Consider the following 17,429-nt stretch of genomic DNA (forward strand, 5'->3'; position numbering starts at 1 on the left):
CATTGAAATTAAAAGTTCTAGGCTGTTATGGCGGCCAGCTTCTCGGCTTCCGCCTGACCTCGTTTCTGATCAATGATTCCATCCTGCTGGATGCCGGCTCCCCGACAGAGGCGCTATCGCTGGAGGAGCAGCACGGTATTCGTCATATCTGCCTCTCACACACCCATCTTGATCATATCAAGGATATCGCCTTTCTCGCCGATAACCGCTCCCTCAAACGACTTGGCGGCAATAAGGGCAACCGCACTATCCATGTGCACAGCCTGCCTGCCAACAATGCAACACTGCGCCGTGACTTTCTGAACAGTCATATCTGGCCCGATTTCACGGCCATCCCATCCGCTGATGATGCCATTCTGCAGTTGCATGATATTTCTGCTGAGCAGCCTTTTGAGATTGACGGTGTCCGCATCACCGCTATTGATGTCAATCATCCGGTCCCCTGCACCGGTTTTCTGGTAGAATTTGAGGGTAAACAGCTGATCTACAGCGCCGATACGGGCGTTACAGATCGCATCTGGGAGATCGCCAATCAGCAGCCCAACCTGAAAGCGGTGATTCTCGACTGCTCATTCCCCAATGCCTATCAGCGGCTGGCCGATATCAGTGGCCATATGACACCGCAGGGAGTGAAACGGGAACTGCAAAAGTTTAACGCAGTTGGTAGGGTTCCGGTCTATCTGTATCATATGAAGCCTGAAACGCTGAATGTGATCACAGCAGAGGTGGAGGCTTTAAATGTTCCGCATCTGCGCATGTTAACGCAAGTTGACGAATTACTGTTCTAAGGAAAGGTTGAGGTCACCACTATGAGCTGGTTTACACGCCTGATTGAAACACCAAAAAACATTCTCAAGTCGAGCTCCAGTGACGCCGGCTCGCCGGAGGGGCTGTGGGTAAAATGCCCGCGCTGTTCCGAGGCGATCTACAATAAAGAGCTGGCGCGCAACAGCATGGTCTGCTCCAAATGCAACCATCACCTGCGCATGTCTGCCCAGCAGCGTGCTGAGTTGCTCTTTGATGCCGATACCATTGAGCAGCTGGACACCGAACTACGCTCTGAGGATCCGCTCAACTTCAAAGATAAAAAGAAGTACAAAGACCGCACCCGCGATGCCAACAAGAAGGCTGGCCCTGAAGATGCGATTCGCAACTATATCGGTGATATTCAGGGACGTACTGTTTCCGCCTCCATTTTCGAGTTCGCTTATATGGGCGGCAGCATGGGCTCGGTGGCCGGTGAGAAGATTGTACGAGGCATGGAGCATGCGCTGGAGCGTGGCTGCCCCTACATTCTGATTGCCGCATCCGGTGGTGCACGCATGCAGGAGGGCGTTCTATCCCTGATGCAGATGGCCAAGACCTCATCCACCGTCAATCGCCTGAATGAAGCCAAACTGCCCTTTGTCTGCCTGCTGACTGATCCGACTATGGGTGGTGTATCGGCATCGCACGCCTGGCTGGGTGATATCATTATCGCAGAACCGGGCGCGCTGATCGGCTTTGCCGGGCCGCGTGTGATTCAGGAGACTGTAGGTCAGAAGCTGCCTGAAGGGTTCCAGCGTTCAGAGTTCCTTCTGGAGCATGGACTGATTGATGCTGTGGTCGACAGGGCTGATCTGCGCGACTACCTGAGCACCACCTTCAACCATTTGACCGACCGCTCTTTCCGCCAAAGCGCCTGATTTTCAACCGTGAGCGCAAAGCCACAAAGCATTGAGCAGTGGCTGGCAGAGTTGGGCGCGCCCTCTGCTGATCGCGACTACAAGCCGGGCCATGAACGGCAGCTCGCGCTTCTCGCTCATCTGCAACTGCGTCGCCCGAAGCTGCGTATTCGGGTTGTCGGCACCAACGGTAAAGGCTCCACCTCCTTTATGCTGGCTGCAGCCCTGCAAACCTGCGGCCTGAAGGTCGGACTCTATAGCTCGCCGCATATCCTCGAATTCAATGAACGCATCCGCATCAATGGCACACCGGTTGCCAACAGCCTCATTGAGCAGAGCCTTGCCCGTCTGATGCCGCATGCGCTACGCATCGGCAGCTCCTATTTTGAAACCGCTACAGCTGTAGCGCTGGATCTCTTCTCACAAGCAGCAGTTGATGTTGAAATCCTTGAGGCCGGTGTTGGCGCAAGGCTGGATGCCACGACCGCCGTGCCTGCTGATATGGCACTGATGACCCCAATAGGGCTGGATCACCAGAACTGGCTGGGTGATACGCTGCAACAGATCGCCGGGGAGAAGGCGCATGCCATGAGCGGTTGTGACCTCTCGCTCTCTGCACCACAGACAAGCGAGGTGAGAGGCGTACTCTCTGCCTTCAATCCTGCAGTGAGATTTGTTGAAACCGGCGACTGGCCAGCACTTGCTGCACCTGGTGAGCACCAGAAAACCAATGCATCACTGGCCTGTAGCGCCATCACAACACTGGCTGAAGAGAAACGGATAACGTGTGATCTGACAGTAGCCAGAGAGGCGATCAACCGCTGTCTGATTCCGGGAAGATTGCAGAAGGTGAAGATTGGCAGCGCCAGCATCTGGCTGGATGCGGCACACAACCGCCATGCCATTGAAGCGCTGCTGCCATCACTGCCACAGCTTGCCGATCCGCTGGATGCCATTCTTGTCTTCACCCGCGAGGATCGCTCTCTTGATGATTGTCTGCCGCTATTGGTCCCTTTTACCCGCACCGTGGTAAGTCGCTCAGAGCGCACGGATGCCACATCGGCCCTGCAGGAGCAGCTGACTCGCCATCCACAGGGAGCCTTTCTGGTACTCGGCTCGTTCATCACCGTTGCCGAGATCCTGCGTAACCTTCAGAGCGGGTAAAAACCTGCGCTGAGCGCCCTGCTTGCCTCTGCTTCTATTACAAAGGCGCCGCTTCTGGTATTGTAGTCGGTCGGGAGGAGTGCTGGCATGAATATTTTCATCGTGGATGACAATCCACACATCAGTGAACTGCTCGCTTTTCTGCTCTCCGATATCGGCCATCAGGTGCACGCCTTCGAACACCCCGAACATGCTCTCTCTCACATGCGAGAGAAAAATATCAAACCGCACATACTGATTACCGATTATAATATGCCCGGCATGAACGGCTATGAACTGCATCAGCAGACCTTCGAGCATGCCCCGCAGGTCAATACAATTGTCATGTCAGGGCGACCGGTTGACAGAGATATCGGCGGCCTTCATTTCATACAGAAGCCGTTTAATCCTGAGTCTATCATCGCGTTGGTTGAGACTTTCAAGCCAGCCTGAACAGGCTGATTGACCAATCAGTCGACAGTAAAACCTTTCGAGCCACGACGCATGCCCAACGGCCCGGTACGGGTAGTCTCAATAATACCGAACACCTCCAGCTCATCGAGAATTTTGTCCAGCAGATCAACGGTATTGGTAAATTCAAGAATCATGTGGCTGTCGATATGATCATCAACCACCTTGGCATCATACTTTTCAGCAAATTCCAGTACGGCATCGCAATTTTCAGGCCTGACCTTCACCTTCACCATCAGCATGCCACGCTCCAGATGCACAGCATGAGAGATATCCTCAACCTTGATCACCGGCACCAGCTTGTTCAGCTGTTTCTTGATCTGTTCAATGACACGCTCGTCACCCATGGTTACCAGCGTCATACGACTGACCGTTCTGTCCTTCAGCGGCGCCACATTCAGCGTTTCGATATTGTAGCCACGCGCAGAGAAGAGTCCTGCCACTCGGGTCAGAACACCGAACTCGTTTTCAACCAGAATCGTAATTGTATGTCTCATGATAATACCATCTCGTTCAGAGCAGCCCCGGCCGGAACCATCGGGAACACATTCTCCTCTTTGGATACCGCAACATCGAGCAGTACAAAGCGATCGTTTACATTCAAGGCCTTATCCAGTGCAGCATCAAGCTCTTCAACCCTGTCAACGCGGATGCCCACGCCACCATAAGCCTCCGCCAGCTTGACGAAGTTGGGCAGTGAATCGAAGTAGGATTGTGAATAGCGGGACTCGTAGAACATCTCCTGCCACTGACGTACCATGCCCATATAGCCGTTATTAAGAATAATCACGACAACCGGCAGGTTATACTGGAAAGCCATGGAGAACTCCTGGCTACACATCTGAATCGATGAGTCACCGGTAAAGACAATAACCTTCTCATCCGGCATGGCCACCTGCGCACCAATAGCGGCAGGCAGACCATAACCCATCGTGCCGAGACCACCGGAGGTGAGCCAGCGGTGCGGACGGTTAAAGCCATAGTGCTGGGCAGCCCACATCTGATGCTGGCCTACGTCGGTTGCCACAATGGCACTGCCATGGGTCTTCTCATGTACCCGGCGAATCACAGTCTGTGGTTTAATCGCCCCCTTATCAGGCTGATCAAAACCGAGCGAATCCTTAGCCCGCCACTCATCAATCTGCTGCCACCAGAGATCCAGCGCTTCGGCATCAGGCTTACCATCCCTGCGGGCGATCTCCTCCAGCAATTGCTTAAGAACCACACCGACATCACCCACAATCGGCAGATGGGCATGGATGTTCTTCGAGATTGAGGATGGATCGACATCAATATGAATCACCTTGGCATCCGGCGCAAAGGCATCCAGGCGTCCGGTTACGCGATCATCAAAGCGGGCACCAATGGCAACCAGCAGATCACAGTGTGAAACCGCCATGTTCGCTTCATAGGTGCCGTGCATGCCCAGCATGCCGACAAAATGTTTGTCATCGTGAGGTATGCCACCAAGCCCCATCAGAGTGTTGGTCACCGGTGCATTCAGGGCATGCGAAAGCTCACGCAGCAGTGATGCACTGCCGACCGAACTCATGATGCCGCCGCCGCTATAGAGCACAGGGCGTTTGGCTGCCAGCATCGATCTGACCGCTTTTTTGATCTGACCCGGATGGCCGGTGGTGACCGGCTGGTAGGAGCGCATATTGACCTCTTCAGGCCAAACAAATTCGCAAACATCAATACTGATATCTTTAGGAATGTCGACCAGTACAGGGCCGGGACGACCGGTTGTGGCAATGTGGAAGGCCTGGCGAATGATCAGCGCCAGATCCTCAACACGTTTAACCAGGAAATTATGCTTGGTAGCCGAACGGGTGATACCGACAACATCGGCCTCCTGAAAGGCATCGTTACCGATCAGTGCAGAGGGCACCTGTCCGGAGAAGCAGACCGTAGGAATGGAGTCGGCCAGCGAGTCGGCAAGACCGGTCACCGCATTGGTTGCGCCCGGGCCACTGGTCACCAGTGCCACACCACATTTGCCCGACACACGCGCATATCCATTGGCCGCATGCAGGGCACCCTGCTCGTGGCGCACAAGATAGTGTTTGAAATGGCTCTGCTGAAAGATCGCATCATAAATCTGCAGCACCGAACCGCCGGGATATCCGAAGATGGTATCCACACCCTCACGTTTGAGGCATTCAACAAAGATTTCAGCACCGCTCAGTTTCATGGTTATTTCACCGCTCTTGTAGGAAAAAAATCGAAACCGGAAAACTGCACCTGCCTTGCCTGAGGGTCAAGGAGAGACAATGGATAAACCCTGTTAAAATCAAGGGAATTAGCGGTTTTTTAAGCGGCAGAGATAAAGTCAGCGCCGAACAGGGCTAATGAAGTTTCAGCTCCATCAGCAGTGCATCCTCAGAGAAACCGCTGGCATCAGGGGCATAATAGTTTTTTCTCAGGCCACTCTCTCTGAAGCCCAGCTTACTATAGAGGCCTCGTGCCGCACGGTTGGAGAGACGCACCTCCAGCAGAATCACGGCAATGCCTGAACTGGAAGCGATGAGATGGCGGGAGATCGCTTCAGCCACGCCCTGACGAAGAAACGGTTTGGCCACAGCAACCTGCATGATCTGTGTCTCATCGAGAATCGTCATACTCAGCAGGTAACCGGCCAGCTCTTCATCGACTTCACAGATGATCAGATCATATCCCGATTCAAGGGCTGAATAGAGCGACTGCAGGGACCAGCAGCTGTCAAATGCCTGTTGATTCAGTTGGTAGACGGCTGCCAGATCCTCAATGCCGCCCGGACGAATCGTGAAATGATCAGGCAGCTTCAGGTAACTCCACCTGCTCTTTCCAGCCACAACCCTCGGTCACGCAGACATGCTCGGTACCGCGACGTTTGGTTTTCTTGACCGTCACAAAGGGCGCATTGCATTGCGGGCAGGCTTTATCAATAGGCAGATCCCACAGTGCACTCTTGCATTTCGGATAACCCGAACAGGAGTAGAAGATCTTGCCGCGCCGTGACTTCTTCTCCAGGAAGGTACCCTTGCTGCAGGCCGGGCATTTGACACCGGTATCCACCGGCTTCTCCAGCGGCTGGATATTCTTGCACTCAGGATAGGCTGAGCAGCCGAGGAATTTGCCGAAGCGGCCACTCTTGATGACCATGGCCTCGCCGCACTTGTCACACTTCTGATCAGAGAGTTCAGCCTCAGCCGCCTCTTCGCCATCTCCATTGAGCGGCTTGGCATGCTTACACTCAGGGTACCCGGTACAGGCGAGGAATTTACCGTAGCGGCCAAGCTTAATGGCCAGCGGCTTGCCGCAGTCCGGACAGACCTCATCGGTCTCCTCATGGGTTACATCAGAGCGTTTAACATTGGCCATCGTATCATCGATACGCGCCTTGAACGGCCCCCAGAACTCACGCAGAATCGGCTTCCAGTCACATTCGCCACGGGCTACCGCATCGAGTTTATCCTCAATATCGGCGGTAAAGCCGGGTTCAACGATATCGGCAAAATAGGTGGTCAGAAATTTACAGACGATCTCGCCGATGTCGGTCGGCACAAAACGCTTCTTCTCCATCTCCACATAGTTGCGCTCGCGCAGCACGTTGAGGATCGAGGCGTAGGTGGATGGGCGACCGATACCGTGCGCCTCCAGCTCTTTAACCAGTGTCGCCTCGGAGAAACGGGGTTTGGGTTCGGTGAAGTGCTGCCTGGCATTGGCCTCTTTAATCTCAACCACATCACCCACAGACAGCGCCGGCAGCAGTCGTTCACCATCATCCTTGGCCGGCTCGTCGGTACCCTCAATATAGAGCTTGCGGAAGCCGGGGAAGGCCAGCGTAGAGCCGGTGGCACGCAGCAGCAGATCACCTGAATCAATATCAGCACGCACCTGATCAAGAACCGCAGGCGCCATCTGCGATGCCAGTGCCCGCTTCCAGATCAGCTTGTAGAGCTTCAGACCATCTGCATCCAGTACGTGACGCAGGGCATCGGGCGTGCGCTCAATCGAGGTTGGCCGAATCGCCTCATGCGCCTCCTGAGCATTTTTACTCTTGGTCTTGAATCGACGTGGCTGGGCAGGCAGATACGCTTCACCATATTTGCGGTCGATAAAGCCGCGCATCTCACTGATGGCATCTTCAGAGAGCGATACCGAATCGGTACGCATATAGGAGATCAGACCTACCGGTTCACCATCAACCTCAATACCTTCATAGAGCTTCTGCGCCACCTGCATGGTTTTTCTGGCGGTAAAGCCGAGTTTGCGTGAAGCATCCATCTGCAGCGTCGTGGTGATAAACGGTGGTGAGGGCTGCTGTTTGCTCTGTTTCTTCTGAACATCACTGACCTTGAAGCTCGCCTTCTCCACACGCCGCGCCATCACTTTGGCATTCACACCATCAATGATGGCAAATTTGCCGAGCGCTTTGCCATCAACGGCCTGCAGCTGGGCCTGGAACGGGCCGGCAGCCACCTGAACCTCGGTATCAATGGTCCAGAACTCTTTGGCTTTAAAATCACGAATCAGCTGTTCGCGTTCACAGATCAGTCGCAGTGCCACCGACTGTACGCGGCCTGCCGAGAGGCCACTGCGCACCTTGCGCCAGAGCAGTGGTGAAAGAGTGAAGCCGACCAGATAATCGAGTGCACTGCGTGCCTGCTGCGCATCCACCAGCTGCATATCCACTTCTGAGGGATTGGCCACCGCTTCGGTGATCGCCTTTTTGGTGATCTCATTAAAGGTGATACGCTGAACAGTTTTACCTTTGAGTCTGCCGCGCTCTCTGAGCACTTCGGCCACATGCCATGCAATCGCCTCTCCCTCGCGATCCAAATCGCTTGCGAGAATGAGCGTGTCGGCCTTTTTCATGGCGGTATCAATCGCATCAAGTCGCTTCTTCTTATCGGCAATCACCTGATACTTGATAGCAAAATCGTTATCGGGGTCAACAGAACCGTCCTTCTTCGGAAACGCACGAACATGACCATAAGAGGCCAGAACCTTATACCCCTTACCGAGATATTTTTCGATTGTTTTCGCTTTGGCGGGAGACTCCACCACGACAACTGCACTCATGTTTATTGTTACTCCGCGCTTAACTGATAACGGCTGCCGGGCAGGCGTTCAATGACGCCCTGCAGCTCAAGGGCGAGCAAGATGGGGGAAAGCTCGGGCAGGGTCAACCCGCAAGTTTCTGTGAGTTCATCCAGATACAGGCTTTCACGCCTTAATATTTCCACTATTTTCGCCTCATTTTCACTGCCCGGCTGAAACTGTTTCAGCTTCGCAGCTGCCTGCCTTTGACCACCTTGCCAGCCCAGTTGCTGCATCACCGACTGCGGATCTTGGGCCAGTAGTGCCCCATCCTGAATCAGCTGATGGCAACCTGCGTGACTGCTCGACAACACCGAGCCCGGCACCGCCAAAACCTCGCGACCATAGTTGGCCGCGCATCTGGCGGTGATCAGGGAACCCGAGCGCAGATCCGCCTCAATCACCAGTGTGGCTTGTGCAAGGGCGGCAATAATTCGGTTACGCCGCGGAAACTGTTCGGGTCTGGCCGACTGGAGCGGCAGAAATTCGGAGATGACACAACCCTGCCTGCAGATCGCCTCTACCTGTACCCGCTGTGTCTCATTCAAGGCAGAGAGACCGCAGCCTAGTACAGCGATGGTAGGCGATAATCCTTCCAGGCTGCCACCATGCACAGCGGCATCAATGCCATAAGCCATGCCACTGATCGTGGTGATAGCGTGATCGGAGAAGCTGCGACTCCAGCGCCGTGCAATCAGTGCGCCTTCACGGCTTGCCCGACGTGCACCAACCACGGCCAGCCTCTTTTCACTATTGAGCACATTCACGTCACCTTTTACAAACAGGATCAGCGGCGCATCATCAATGCCGATCAGTGCTTTCGGCCAAGCCGCATCATCCGGGCAGAGCAGTATGAGCTGCTCTCTCTCACACTGGTCAATAACAGAAGCGACCGATTCCGCGCTACTTGCCTGTAAACTGCGCAGTAGCGCAGGGCCAATGCCATCAATGTTCGCAAGGGTTTCACTGTCTCGTTGCCAGAGCGCCTCAATGCCTCCGACCGCGTCGACCAGCCTGTGACCAAGCATCGGACCTGCGCCACGCACCAGTGACAGGCGCAGCCAAAGCCGAGCCTGTTTACCGGGAGTTACAAACACTGGGGTGACGCGGTATTACTGGCCGCTGCTCAGGACGGCATCGCCGATGTGAGTCGGCGCAGTGGAGTTGGTAATCAGGGCAAGCGAGGCACGCTCCTGCGGCACCAGCACAATCAGGTCACCCACCTTCTCTTTCGGAAGCAACACGACGTCACCACTCACCTCGTCATCAACAGCGCGCCCGCTCTGGTAGATCGACAGCACGGTGCCCGGCTTGATGCCATCTTTGATACCCAGGCTGATGCCAAGCACCTGATGCTGGCCCGCTTCACGGCCGTCATCACGGATATACATCACCGAACCGGTGAGAGCACTGTCGGCAGTTTGTGGCAGGATTTTAAGGTTCGGATCACGCGCAGGCTTGAGGCGATCACCACGAGACATCTCCTCAAACGACTTCTCAACAACACCGCGATAGGTGCCATCCTCCTGGGAGATGACACGTATCTGACCAAGGTGAATCACCAGCACGCCCACGGCATCACCGGTGGCCGGTTCAATAACCTCATCGGTGCTGCGGAAGACATCGAAAAGTTCACCGGCTTTGGCAGGCTGATTCAACTTCATATAGACCCGGTCATGCACAGCAAAGTTAAGGCGATCATCACCTGAAGCGATCAGATGGCCGACCCCCTGCACCTCATCAGGATTGATAAAGTCCTGCCGCATCAGGGCTGTCATCATAATCGATGCGTCGATTTCACCCTCCAGCCGCTCAACCGGTTTAATCACCACCTTCGGCTGAGGACTAACACTACTCAAACCGCCCGGGCGTGTACCATCAAACCAGATTTTGTTGCCGGGATAGATCAGGTCCGGATTGGTAATATAGAGATTACGCTCCCAGATCTTCAGCCACTTCCAGGGATCCTTGAAAAAGTGATCGGCAATATCCCAGAGGGTATCACCCTTTTTGACGATATAGGGCTGGTTCACATCGGCCTTCAACTCATCGGATGCGATGACGCCTTGCATATCAAGCTGGTCAGCCACCACAGCAGGTGCTGTCGCAAACAGCGCCAGCATCGCCAAAATCAGAATAATCGGACTACCTTTCATACCTGCCTCCACGGCCTGTGTAACCTGTCAGTCGGGATAATGCCCGATACAAAATGATCTGCACACACCCTGTAATTCCTCTTACGCATCTGAACCTGTTTTTTGAGATTTGCCCATCGCCAGTTCGGTGCCATCAAGCAGCCTGCGAATATTGCTGGCGTGCTTGGCTGTCACCAGTGAAGCAAAAAGCATGCTAACCAGCAGTGCCGGCAGTGAACCGCCGGTCATCCAGACCAGCAGAGGCAGGGCCAGGGCACCTGCAATCGAGGCCAGTGAGACGTAACGCGTCGCCCACATCAGCACAATCCAGATCAACATGCCCAGCAGTGATGCCAACGGCTGCCACGGCAACATCGCCCCCAGCATGGTGGCCACACCCTTGCCACCCTTGAACTTCAGGTAGATCGGGAAGATGTGGCCGACAAAGCTGGCTGCGGCAATTGCACCAATCCATGTCTCAGAGAGCTCCATGGCAACTGCCAGCGCCACGGGAATCATGCTTTTGGCTATATCTGCAACCAGCGTCAAAATGCCTACCAGCTTGCCGCCGGTACGCATCGCATTGGTGGCACCAATATTGCCACTACCGTGATCACGCGGATCACGTTTGGTAATGGCCCTGCTCAGCAGCAGCCCAAACGGAATGGCGCCCAGCAGATAGGCGCCAGTCACTGTTAATATAAAGTAGATGCTCAAACGCCACCCTTACGATAGCGCGAACGCATCTGATCCCACTCCTGCTGTTTGGTATCAGCGCAGTTGCCGCAGATAAAGGTTGGCAACACATCTTCAAGTGCTGCGGGCTGGCCGAAAAGGGCCGGGAAGGGCTCGCCATCAACCACATTGTCACGTCCCAGCAGAACCAGCTGATCACGGGTGATCGGCGGAGTCGGCAGCACCTGGGTAAAGGCAGCCATCAGTGAGGCCGCCAGACCGGGTACAGGGATCAGGGTGCGCTTGATATCCAGCTCTTTAAGCAGCAGCTCCAGCAACTCTCTGAAGCTGTAGCTTTTCGGGCCGCCCAGTTCGAAGGTGGCACCATGCACATGGCGATTGCCGATCGCATCGACAAAGGCGCGCGCCACATCCTGAACCCATACCGGCTGGAAGCGGGTTTCGCCCGAGATCACCGGCAATACCGGCATGCTCTGGCTCATCGCCTTAAACTTGTTAAAGAAGGAGTCGCCCGCGCCATAGATAATTGATGGACGGAAGATGGTAAAATTCAGACCTGAAGCAGCGACGAGCTGCTCTGCTTCGCCTTTGGTTTGCGCATAACTGCTGCCTTCAACCTGACCGGCACCAAGTGCACTCATATGCAGCAACTGCTTTACGCCGGCAGCTTTGCAGGCTGCAATGACACGCGCCGTACCCTTAACATGGGCCGCCTGAAAATTCTGACGCCCCTTCTCAAACAGCAGACCAACCAGGTTAATGACCACATCCATGCCGGCAACCGCAGCATCGAGGCCATAACCATCCGTAACATCAGCACGTACAAGCCGCACGCCGTCCACCAGCTGACCGCGAGCCCTGACCGGATGACGACATGCCACGGTCACCATATGCCCGGCCTGAACTGCCTGCTGCGCAATAGCGCGACCGACAAAGCCGCTACCACCGATAATACAAAGTCGTTGTCCCATCTTACCTCCCCTATGATCTGATTTGCAGGGTAAGTATGATCCGGAGAGTGGCGAGGTCAATGCGCTTACTGCTGCTGCAACCCTTTTCACATAAATATATTTGGTCTATGCTCGCTAACAAGGGAAGGGGAGGAACAGACGCTTGGCATGTCATTATTCAAAACCAGCAAACAAAACTTGAGGCTTTTATGATCCTCGAGTTGCCCGATATCGATAGCATTGCCAATCTTCCAGAGGCGATGTTCCGCATCAGCGAGAGTTGCGCCGCACGCCCGGCCCAGTGGTATCGGAAAAATGGTGAGTACCTTCCCATCACCTATGCTCAGCTGGCGCTGCGCATTCGCCACGTAGCTTCAGGGCTGATGCGGGCGGGAGTCAAACCGGGTGATCGCATCGGCCTGCTGATGGAGAATCGCCCTGAGTGGGCTGTGATCGATTATGCCATCCTTGCGGTCGGTGCTGTCACAGTGCCGCTCTACTGCTCCTACCGACCTCAGGATATGGCCTATGTGCTGAAAGATTCCGGCGCCTCGATTGTTTTTACCTCCGGAGGACATCTGTTGCGCGACCTGAAAAAGGCGGCGGCGGAGTGCAAAACGGTCAAACATATCTACGCCACCGATGATGCCGATGATGGTACGCTTGTACGTAACCTCGCCGAGCTTGAAGGTGGCGAACCCGACGAGGAGCGTCTGAGTAGGCGGTTAGGTAAAATCGAACGTGATCAGCTGGCCACAATCGTCTACACCTCCGGCACCACGGCCAATCCGAAAGGGGTGATGCTCACCCACGGCAATATCCTCACCAATCTTGAAACCGTTCCCAACGTTATCGATCTGTTGCGCGAGGAGCGCATGCTCTCGTTTCTGCCACTGGCTCATACCCTTGAGCGTACCGCCAGCCACTTCCTGCCCTACTCCTACGGTATCTCTGTCGCCTTTGCCGAGCGCCCTGACACTGTGGCTAAAAATATGGCCGAGGCCCGACCCACCATTATGGTCTCTGTGCCGCGCATGCTGGAGGTGGTTCGCAGCCGCATTCTCGCCCAGGTTGCCAAACAGTCTGCCTTTAAGCAGAAGCTCTTCCACAGCTATCTTGATCTGGCAGGCAGAGAGAATCCCGGCCTTATCGGCAGTCTGCTGCTGAAGCTTCTCGACAAAATGGTGGGTGAAAAAATCCGTGCCCGTTTTGGTGGAAGATTACGTGTCATGGTCTCCGGTGGTGCGCCACTTGGCCCTGATGTTTTCAAGTTTTTTGAAGCCATCAAGCTTCCGATCCTGGAAGGTTACGGCCTCACCGAGTCTGCCCCCCTGCTTACCGCCAATCCGATGATCGACCGGCGCATCGGCTCGGTTGGCCGGGCCGGTAAAGGTGTCGAAATAAGGATTGCCGGGGATGGCGAGATCATTGCCCGTGGCAGCAACATCATGCCCGGCTACTGGAAAAACAAACAAGCGACCAAAGAGACGCTGATTGATGGCTGGCTGCATACCGGTGATATCGGAGAAATCGATGCTGATGGTTATCTCAGAATCACCGACCGCAAAAAGGATATCATTGTCAACTCAGGCGGTGAGAACATCGCCCCGCAACGCATCGAGGGGCTGCTGGTCGCTGATGCAGAGATCGATCAGGTGGTGGTTTATGGCGACCAGAAACCCTATCTCGTAGCGCTGGTGGTTCCCAATCCCGAAGCCTGCAAGGCCTGGGCTGTGCAGAAGGGGCTGCCCGAGACCGATTGGGATCATCTCTGTGATTCAGCGATTTTCAAAAAACATCTGCAAACAAAAATCAGCACCATGCTCAAGCCACTTAACACATTCGAGCATGTGCGCCGCATCCACCTTTTGCACAAACCCTTCACCATCGAATCGGGCCTGATGACCCCGACCATGAAAATCAAACGCCGCAAAGTCTACGACCACTACCACGAAGTACTTGAATCCCTCTACTCCTGATTAATTATGTATTGTCTCCCAGAACGCCCCAAACGAAGCTCTGTCCCAATATGGTAAACTATTTGACTGTTACCATCATGGTAACTATGATTCCGGTGTTCTGTGGGGGAGAAGCAGAGCGATGAGAATACTCGGCAGGGAGAAGTTACTGAAGTGCGGAAAGAAACATGCTGATGCCAAAAAGGCTTTGGATGCATGGTTTCAAGAAGCCAAAGAGAGTAGCTGGAAAACAACACAGGACATTAAAAAAAGGTATCGCAGCGCAGATTTTCTGGCTGGTAATCGGGTGATCTTCAACATCATGGGGAATCGCTACCGGTTGGTCGTTAAAGTGCGCTACCAAAATGGCATCATAGCTATCGAATGGGTGGGGACTCATGCGGAGTATGACAAGATGAAATTCTAGAGGAGGTTGGTGATGCATCTTAAAATCATTAAGAATGAAGCTGAGCACCAGCTAGCCCTTGAGGCATTGCTGACCTTGATGGATGGTAACCCTACTGAAGGCAGCGCTGAAGCAGACCAACTGGATGTGCTCTCTTTGCTGATTGAGCGTTACGAGGAAGAAAACTTTCCTGTTGATCTGCCTGGCCCCATCGAAGCCATTCGCTTTCGCATGGAGCAGCAGGGACTAACCCAGAAAGATATGGTACCCTATTTCGGCTCTGCCGCTCGAGTATCGGAGGTGTTGAACGGCAAGCGTCAGCTCAGCGTGAACATGATGCGTCAACTGAACAAGAAGCTTGGTATCCCGGCAGAAGTGCTTCTGCATGAGGCAGGAGCCGAACTGCCTGTTGCCACAGACAAATGGGATCAGAGTGTTCTCAAAGCCATGCTGGAACGCAATTATTTCGATGGCTTTGGTGGCCAACTGAGTGAGTTGAAAGAGTATGCCACAGAATGGACCAAACGCTTCGCGGATTTAGTTCCGGGCATCCCTCGAACCGAACCCGCCCTTCTGCGCACAACGGCACATCAGAGATGCAACAACAAGCAAGTCGATGAGCTGGCCTTATGGGCATGGCAAATTCGTGTGCAGCAAAAAGCTGCAGCTGAACCGTTAAGCAATCCTTATCAGCCCGGTGTGATCAATCTCGATTTTATGCGCCGCCTAGCGGGTGAATCATGGGCTGAAAGCGGCCCTATTCGTGCCCGTGAACTACTCAACCATCATGGTATTCACCTGATTGTGGAACCCCACCTGCCGAAAACTTATCTTGATGGTGCAGTGATGCTTGATGCACGCGGCCGTCCCATTATCGCGCTTACGCTTCGTCATGATCGGGTTGATAACTTCTGGTTTACCCTGATGCATGAACTGGCACATGTGGCTTTGCATCTGGATGGAACGAAGGTGTTCATTGATGATCTGGATAGCAACAACGAAGTGGACTCGATTGAAAGCGAGGCAGATGCCTTGGCTTCCGAAGCACTGATTCCGACAGAGGAATGGATAAGGGCATTGATATTAGCCGAGGCTGATATTTTCGATCTTGCCCAGAACCTCCATATTTCACCGGCCATAGTTGCCGGGAGACAGCGCAAGGAATCAGGCAATTATCGCAAGTTTACCAAGCTTATTGGTAAAGATCAGGTTCGTTGCCAATTCCACATCTAAGGCCCTAAGGTCAGGCCAAGGTTTACCGAAAGCATAATTCTTATTTATGTGTTTCCTTGGCTCGACCGGTAATAGTGGCGGATTCAGGTTCTGCATTTAGAATCAGCAGGTGAGCGCGTTATAATCAAAGCGCTCTGGCCATGAGTGGAGTGGAGAGATGATCAAACGTTATACATTGATGAAGCTGCACATGATCTTTGCTTCAGTGGTATTTCCGATTACGGTGATGTTCTTCATTACCGGTGCGCTCTATATCACCGATATTAAACCGGACGTCGCCAGCGAGGAGTTTCGTATCGAACTTGATCAGCCGTTTCCGGCTGATGCCAAACAGCTCAAAGAGATTGCAGCCAAAGAGCTGGCCAGACGCAACATCTCCGAACCCCTCGGGCGATACAAACTGAAGTGGGATTCCGACCTGCAGGCCGATTACCTCTTCTGGGATGGCGAAAATCACTGGCTGAAGATTCGCCCCTCCTCCAGCAACGCCCATGTGGCAGTCATGAAATTCTACGATCCCGGCATCTACAGCCGCTTTATGAGTCTGCACAAAGGCAATGGTAAAGAGTCGTTTAACTATTTCGTGGTAGCCATGGCGATTACCATGATGCTCACCCTGTTCAGCGGTGTGATCATCGGCATTAGCCTGCCTAAATTGCGACCTATGGTACTCTACTCAATGGGCACGGGCACGCTGCTCTTTTTCGGCCTGATGTTTTACAGTCAGTTTGTCGGATAAAACCCTTACGCGTACAGGTGTGAATATTGATGGCTGCCCTGTTATGGTCTGCCGGTGAATATTGCTGACCACCCAATTCAGGTAAAGGTTCGCACTGAGTATGCAGCCGAGCACTCCGACCCTGCCCAGGATCGTTATGTGTTTATCTATTACATCAGCATTGTTAACAATGGCCCTGAACCTGTGCAACTGATCTCCCGCTACTGGAAAATTATGGATGCCAGCGGCCAGGTGGAAGAGGTGCGCGGTGAAGGGGTTGTCGGTGAGCAACCGGTGATTGAACCCGGACGTGAACATTTCTATAACAGCTTCTGCATTCTCGAAACCCCGGTTGGCTGTATGCAGGGCAGCTACCTGATGCAGAGGGAAGATGGTGAACAGTTTGATGCCCCCGTAGCGCTCTTTTCTCTGGCCGTGCCCGGCAGCCTGAATTGAGGGCTTAAAAGCTACCGATTCTCTACAGTTTCCGTCATTTCCCCTACGCCATGCGCGCCCGCATGGCGCTTGCTTATGGCGCAGTTCAGTGTGTTGTCAGGGAGACTTTGCTTAAACAAAAGCCATCCGGGCGATGAAGAGCATCTGCTCTTTTCATGGTAAGAGAACAATCAATGCCGATCAGCTGAGCAGATCGATCTGTTCAATTAAATCGTCCGGGTCTGATCTGTTCAGATAGAGAGTGGAGCTGCACTGTGCGGTTCGATTGCTGATGCGGCCATTGCTGCCGCGACCTGGCGCCACAGAAGCACGCTCATTGGCAAATAGCGGCAGTTGCACTGCAATCTCATGCTGGACCTGTCGTGCCTCTACAGAGATATCGAGCAGATCATGGCTGCCTTCGTGGGGCTCATCCTCATCCACAACTAACGGCCAGGATGTGCCTCTCCCCATCCTGTGCGATGACTTATGTCTGCTGTATAACTCAACAGAACTGTCTTTGATTCTCATCTCG

General features: G+C 53.9%; 18 protein-coding genes. 9 read left to right on the top strand and 9 right to left on the bottom strand.

What is annotated here, in order from left to right:
* Window positions 1–2 precede the first annotated feature (2 nt).
* The 4 genes from F3F93_RS09315 to F3F93_RS09330 all read left to right on the top strand — a co-directional run bounded on the left by F3F93_RS09315 (window position 3) and on the right by F3F93_RS09330 (window position 3,260).
* Window positions 3–788: a 3',5'-cyclic-nucleotide phosphodiesterase gene (locus tag F3F93_RS09315; protein ID WP_176958907.1), complete on the top strand. Its 786-nt coding sequence runs from the start codon at window positions 3–5 to the stop codon at window positions 786–788.
* 21 nt (window positions 789–809) lie between these two features.
* Entirely contained in the window at window positions 810–1,685 is an 876-nt protein-coding gene (gene accD, locus F3F93_RS09320) for an acetyl-CoA carboxylase, carboxyltransferase subunit beta (RefSeq protein ID WP_176958908.1), read from the top strand.
* A 9-nt stretch (window positions 1,686–1,694) separates the two neighbouring features.
* Window positions 1,695–2,828, top strand: a complete 1,134-nt coding sequence (locus F3F93_RS09325) for a bifunctional folylpolyglutamate synthase/dihydrofolate synthase (RefSeq protein WP_347239240.1) — start codon at window positions 1,695–1,697, stop codon at window positions 2,826–2,828.
* Between the two features lie 87 nt (window positions 2,829–2,915).
* Window positions 2,916–3,260, top strand: a complete 345-nt coding sequence (locus F3F93_RS09330) for a response regulator (protein ID WP_176958909.1) — start codon at window positions 2,916–2,918, stop codon at window positions 3,258–3,260.
* A 17-nt stretch (window positions 3,261–3,277) separates the two neighbouring features.
* Here F3F93_RS09330 and ilvN read toward each other — a convergent pair whose 3' ends face one another.
* The 8 genes from ilvN to F3F93_RS09370 form a co-directional block, all read right to left on the bottom strand.
* Window positions 3,278–3,775, bottom strand: a complete 498-nt coding sequence (gene ilvN / locus F3F93_RS09335) for an acetolactate synthase small subunit (RefSeq protein ID WP_176958910.1) — start codon at window positions 3,773–3,775, stop codon at window positions 3,278–3,280.
* On the bottom strand, window positions 3,772–5,472 hold the full coding sequence (gene ilvB, locus F3F93_RS09340) for a biosynthetic-type acetolactate synthase large subunit (RefSeq protein ID WP_176958911.1): 1,701 nt from the start codon (window positions 5,470–5,472) through the stop codon (window positions 3,772–3,774). The genes ilvN and ilvB overlap by 4 nt, the downstream gene beginning before the upstream one ends.
* A 154-nt stretch (window positions 5,473–5,626) precedes the next feature.
* Window positions 5,627–6,112: a ribosomal protein S18-alanine N-acetyltransferase gene (gene rimI, locus F3F93_RS09345; protein ID WP_347239241.1), complete on the bottom strand. Its 486-nt coding sequence runs from the start codon at window positions 6,110–6,112 to the stop codon at window positions 5,627–5,629.
* Window positions 6,072–8,345, bottom strand: a complete 2,274-nt coding sequence (topA, locus tag F3F93_RS09350; protein WP_176958912.1) for a type I DNA topoisomerase — start codon at window positions 8,343–8,345, stop codon at window positions 6,072–6,074. Before topA ends, rimI begins: the two co-directional genes overlap by 41 nt.
* Before the next feature lie 8 nt (window positions 8,346–8,353).
* Window positions 8,354–9,460, bottom strand: a complete 1,107-nt coding sequence (gene dprA, locus F3F93_RS09355; RefSeq protein WP_347239242.1) for a DNA-processing protein DprA — start codon at window positions 9,458–9,460, stop codon at window positions 8,354–8,356.
* A 15-nt stretch (window positions 9,461–9,475) separates the two neighbouring features.
* Window positions 9,476–10,519: a LysM peptidoglycan-binding domain-containing protein gene (locus F3F93_RS09360; RefSeq protein WP_176958913.1), complete on the bottom strand. Its 1,044-nt coding sequence runs from the start codon at window positions 10,517–10,519 to the stop codon at window positions 9,476–9,478.
* Between the two features lie 81 nt (window positions 10,520–10,600).
* Window positions 10,601–11,215: a glycerol-3-phosphate 1-O-acyltransferase PlsY gene (gene plsY, locus F3F93_RS09365; RefSeq protein ID WP_176958914.1), complete on the bottom strand. Its 615-nt coding sequence runs from the start codon at window positions 11,213–11,215 to the stop codon at window positions 10,601–10,603.
* Entirely contained in the window at window positions 11,212–12,165 is a 954-nt protein-coding gene (locus F3F93_RS09370; protein WP_176958915.1) for a complex I NDUFA9 subunit family protein, read from the bottom strand. The genes plsY and F3F93_RS09370 overlap by 4 nt, the downstream gene beginning before the upstream one ends.
* Before the next feature lie 188 nt (window positions 12,166–12,353).
* On the opposite strand from F3F93_RS09370, the gene F3F93_RS09375 reads away from it, so the two are divergent.
* From F3F93_RS09375 to apaG, 5 genes are all read left to right on the top strand, one after another.
* Window positions 12,354–14,123 carry a long-chain fatty acid--CoA ligase gene (locus tag F3F93_RS09375; protein WP_176958916.1) on the top strand — a complete coding sequence of 590 codons (1,770 nt, stop codon included), beginning with the start codon at window positions 12,354–12,356 and terminating at the stop codon, window positions 14,121–14,123.
* A 121-nt stretch (window positions 14,124–14,244) separates the two neighbouring features.
* A complete protein-coding gene (locus F3F93_RS09380; RefSeq protein WP_176958917.1) occupies window positions 14,245–14,529 on the top strand; it encodes a type II toxin-antitoxin system HigB family toxin in 285 nt (94 codons plus the stop codon).
* Window positions 14,530–14,541: 12 nt separating this feature from the next.
* Complete coding sequence (locus F3F93_RS09385) at window positions 14,542–15,741, top strand: ImmA/IrrE family metallo-endopeptidase (RefSeq protein ID WP_194335026.1); 1,200 nt, start codon at window positions 14,542–14,544, stop codon at window positions 15,739–15,741.
* Window positions 15,742–15,898: 157 nt separating this feature from the next.
* Complete coding sequence (locus F3F93_RS09390) at window positions 15,899–16,480, top strand: hypothetical protein (protein ID WP_176958919.1); 582 nt, start codon at window positions 15,899–15,901, stop codon at window positions 16,478–16,480.
* 54 nt (window positions 16,481–16,534) lie between these two features.
* Complete coding sequence (apaG, locus tag F3F93_RS09395; protein ID WP_176958920.1) at window positions 16,535–16,915, top strand: Co2+/Mg2+ efflux protein ApaG; 381 nt, start codon at window positions 16,535–16,537, stop codon at window positions 16,913–16,915.
* Between the two features lie 180 nt (window positions 16,916–17,095).
* Here apaG and F3F93_RS09400 read toward each other — a convergent pair whose 3' ends face one another.
* On the bottom strand, window positions 17,096–17,425 hold the full coding sequence (locus F3F93_RS09400; protein WP_176958921.1) for a hypothetical protein: 330 nt from the start codon (window positions 17,423–17,425) through the stop codon (window positions 17,096–17,098).
* Window positions 17,426–17,429 lie beyond the last annotated feature (4 nt).

The organism is Mariprofundus sp. KV (assembly GCF_013387475.1).
Lineage (GTDB): Bacteria > Pseudomonadota > Zetaproteobacteria > Mariprofundales > Mariprofundaceae > Mariprofundus.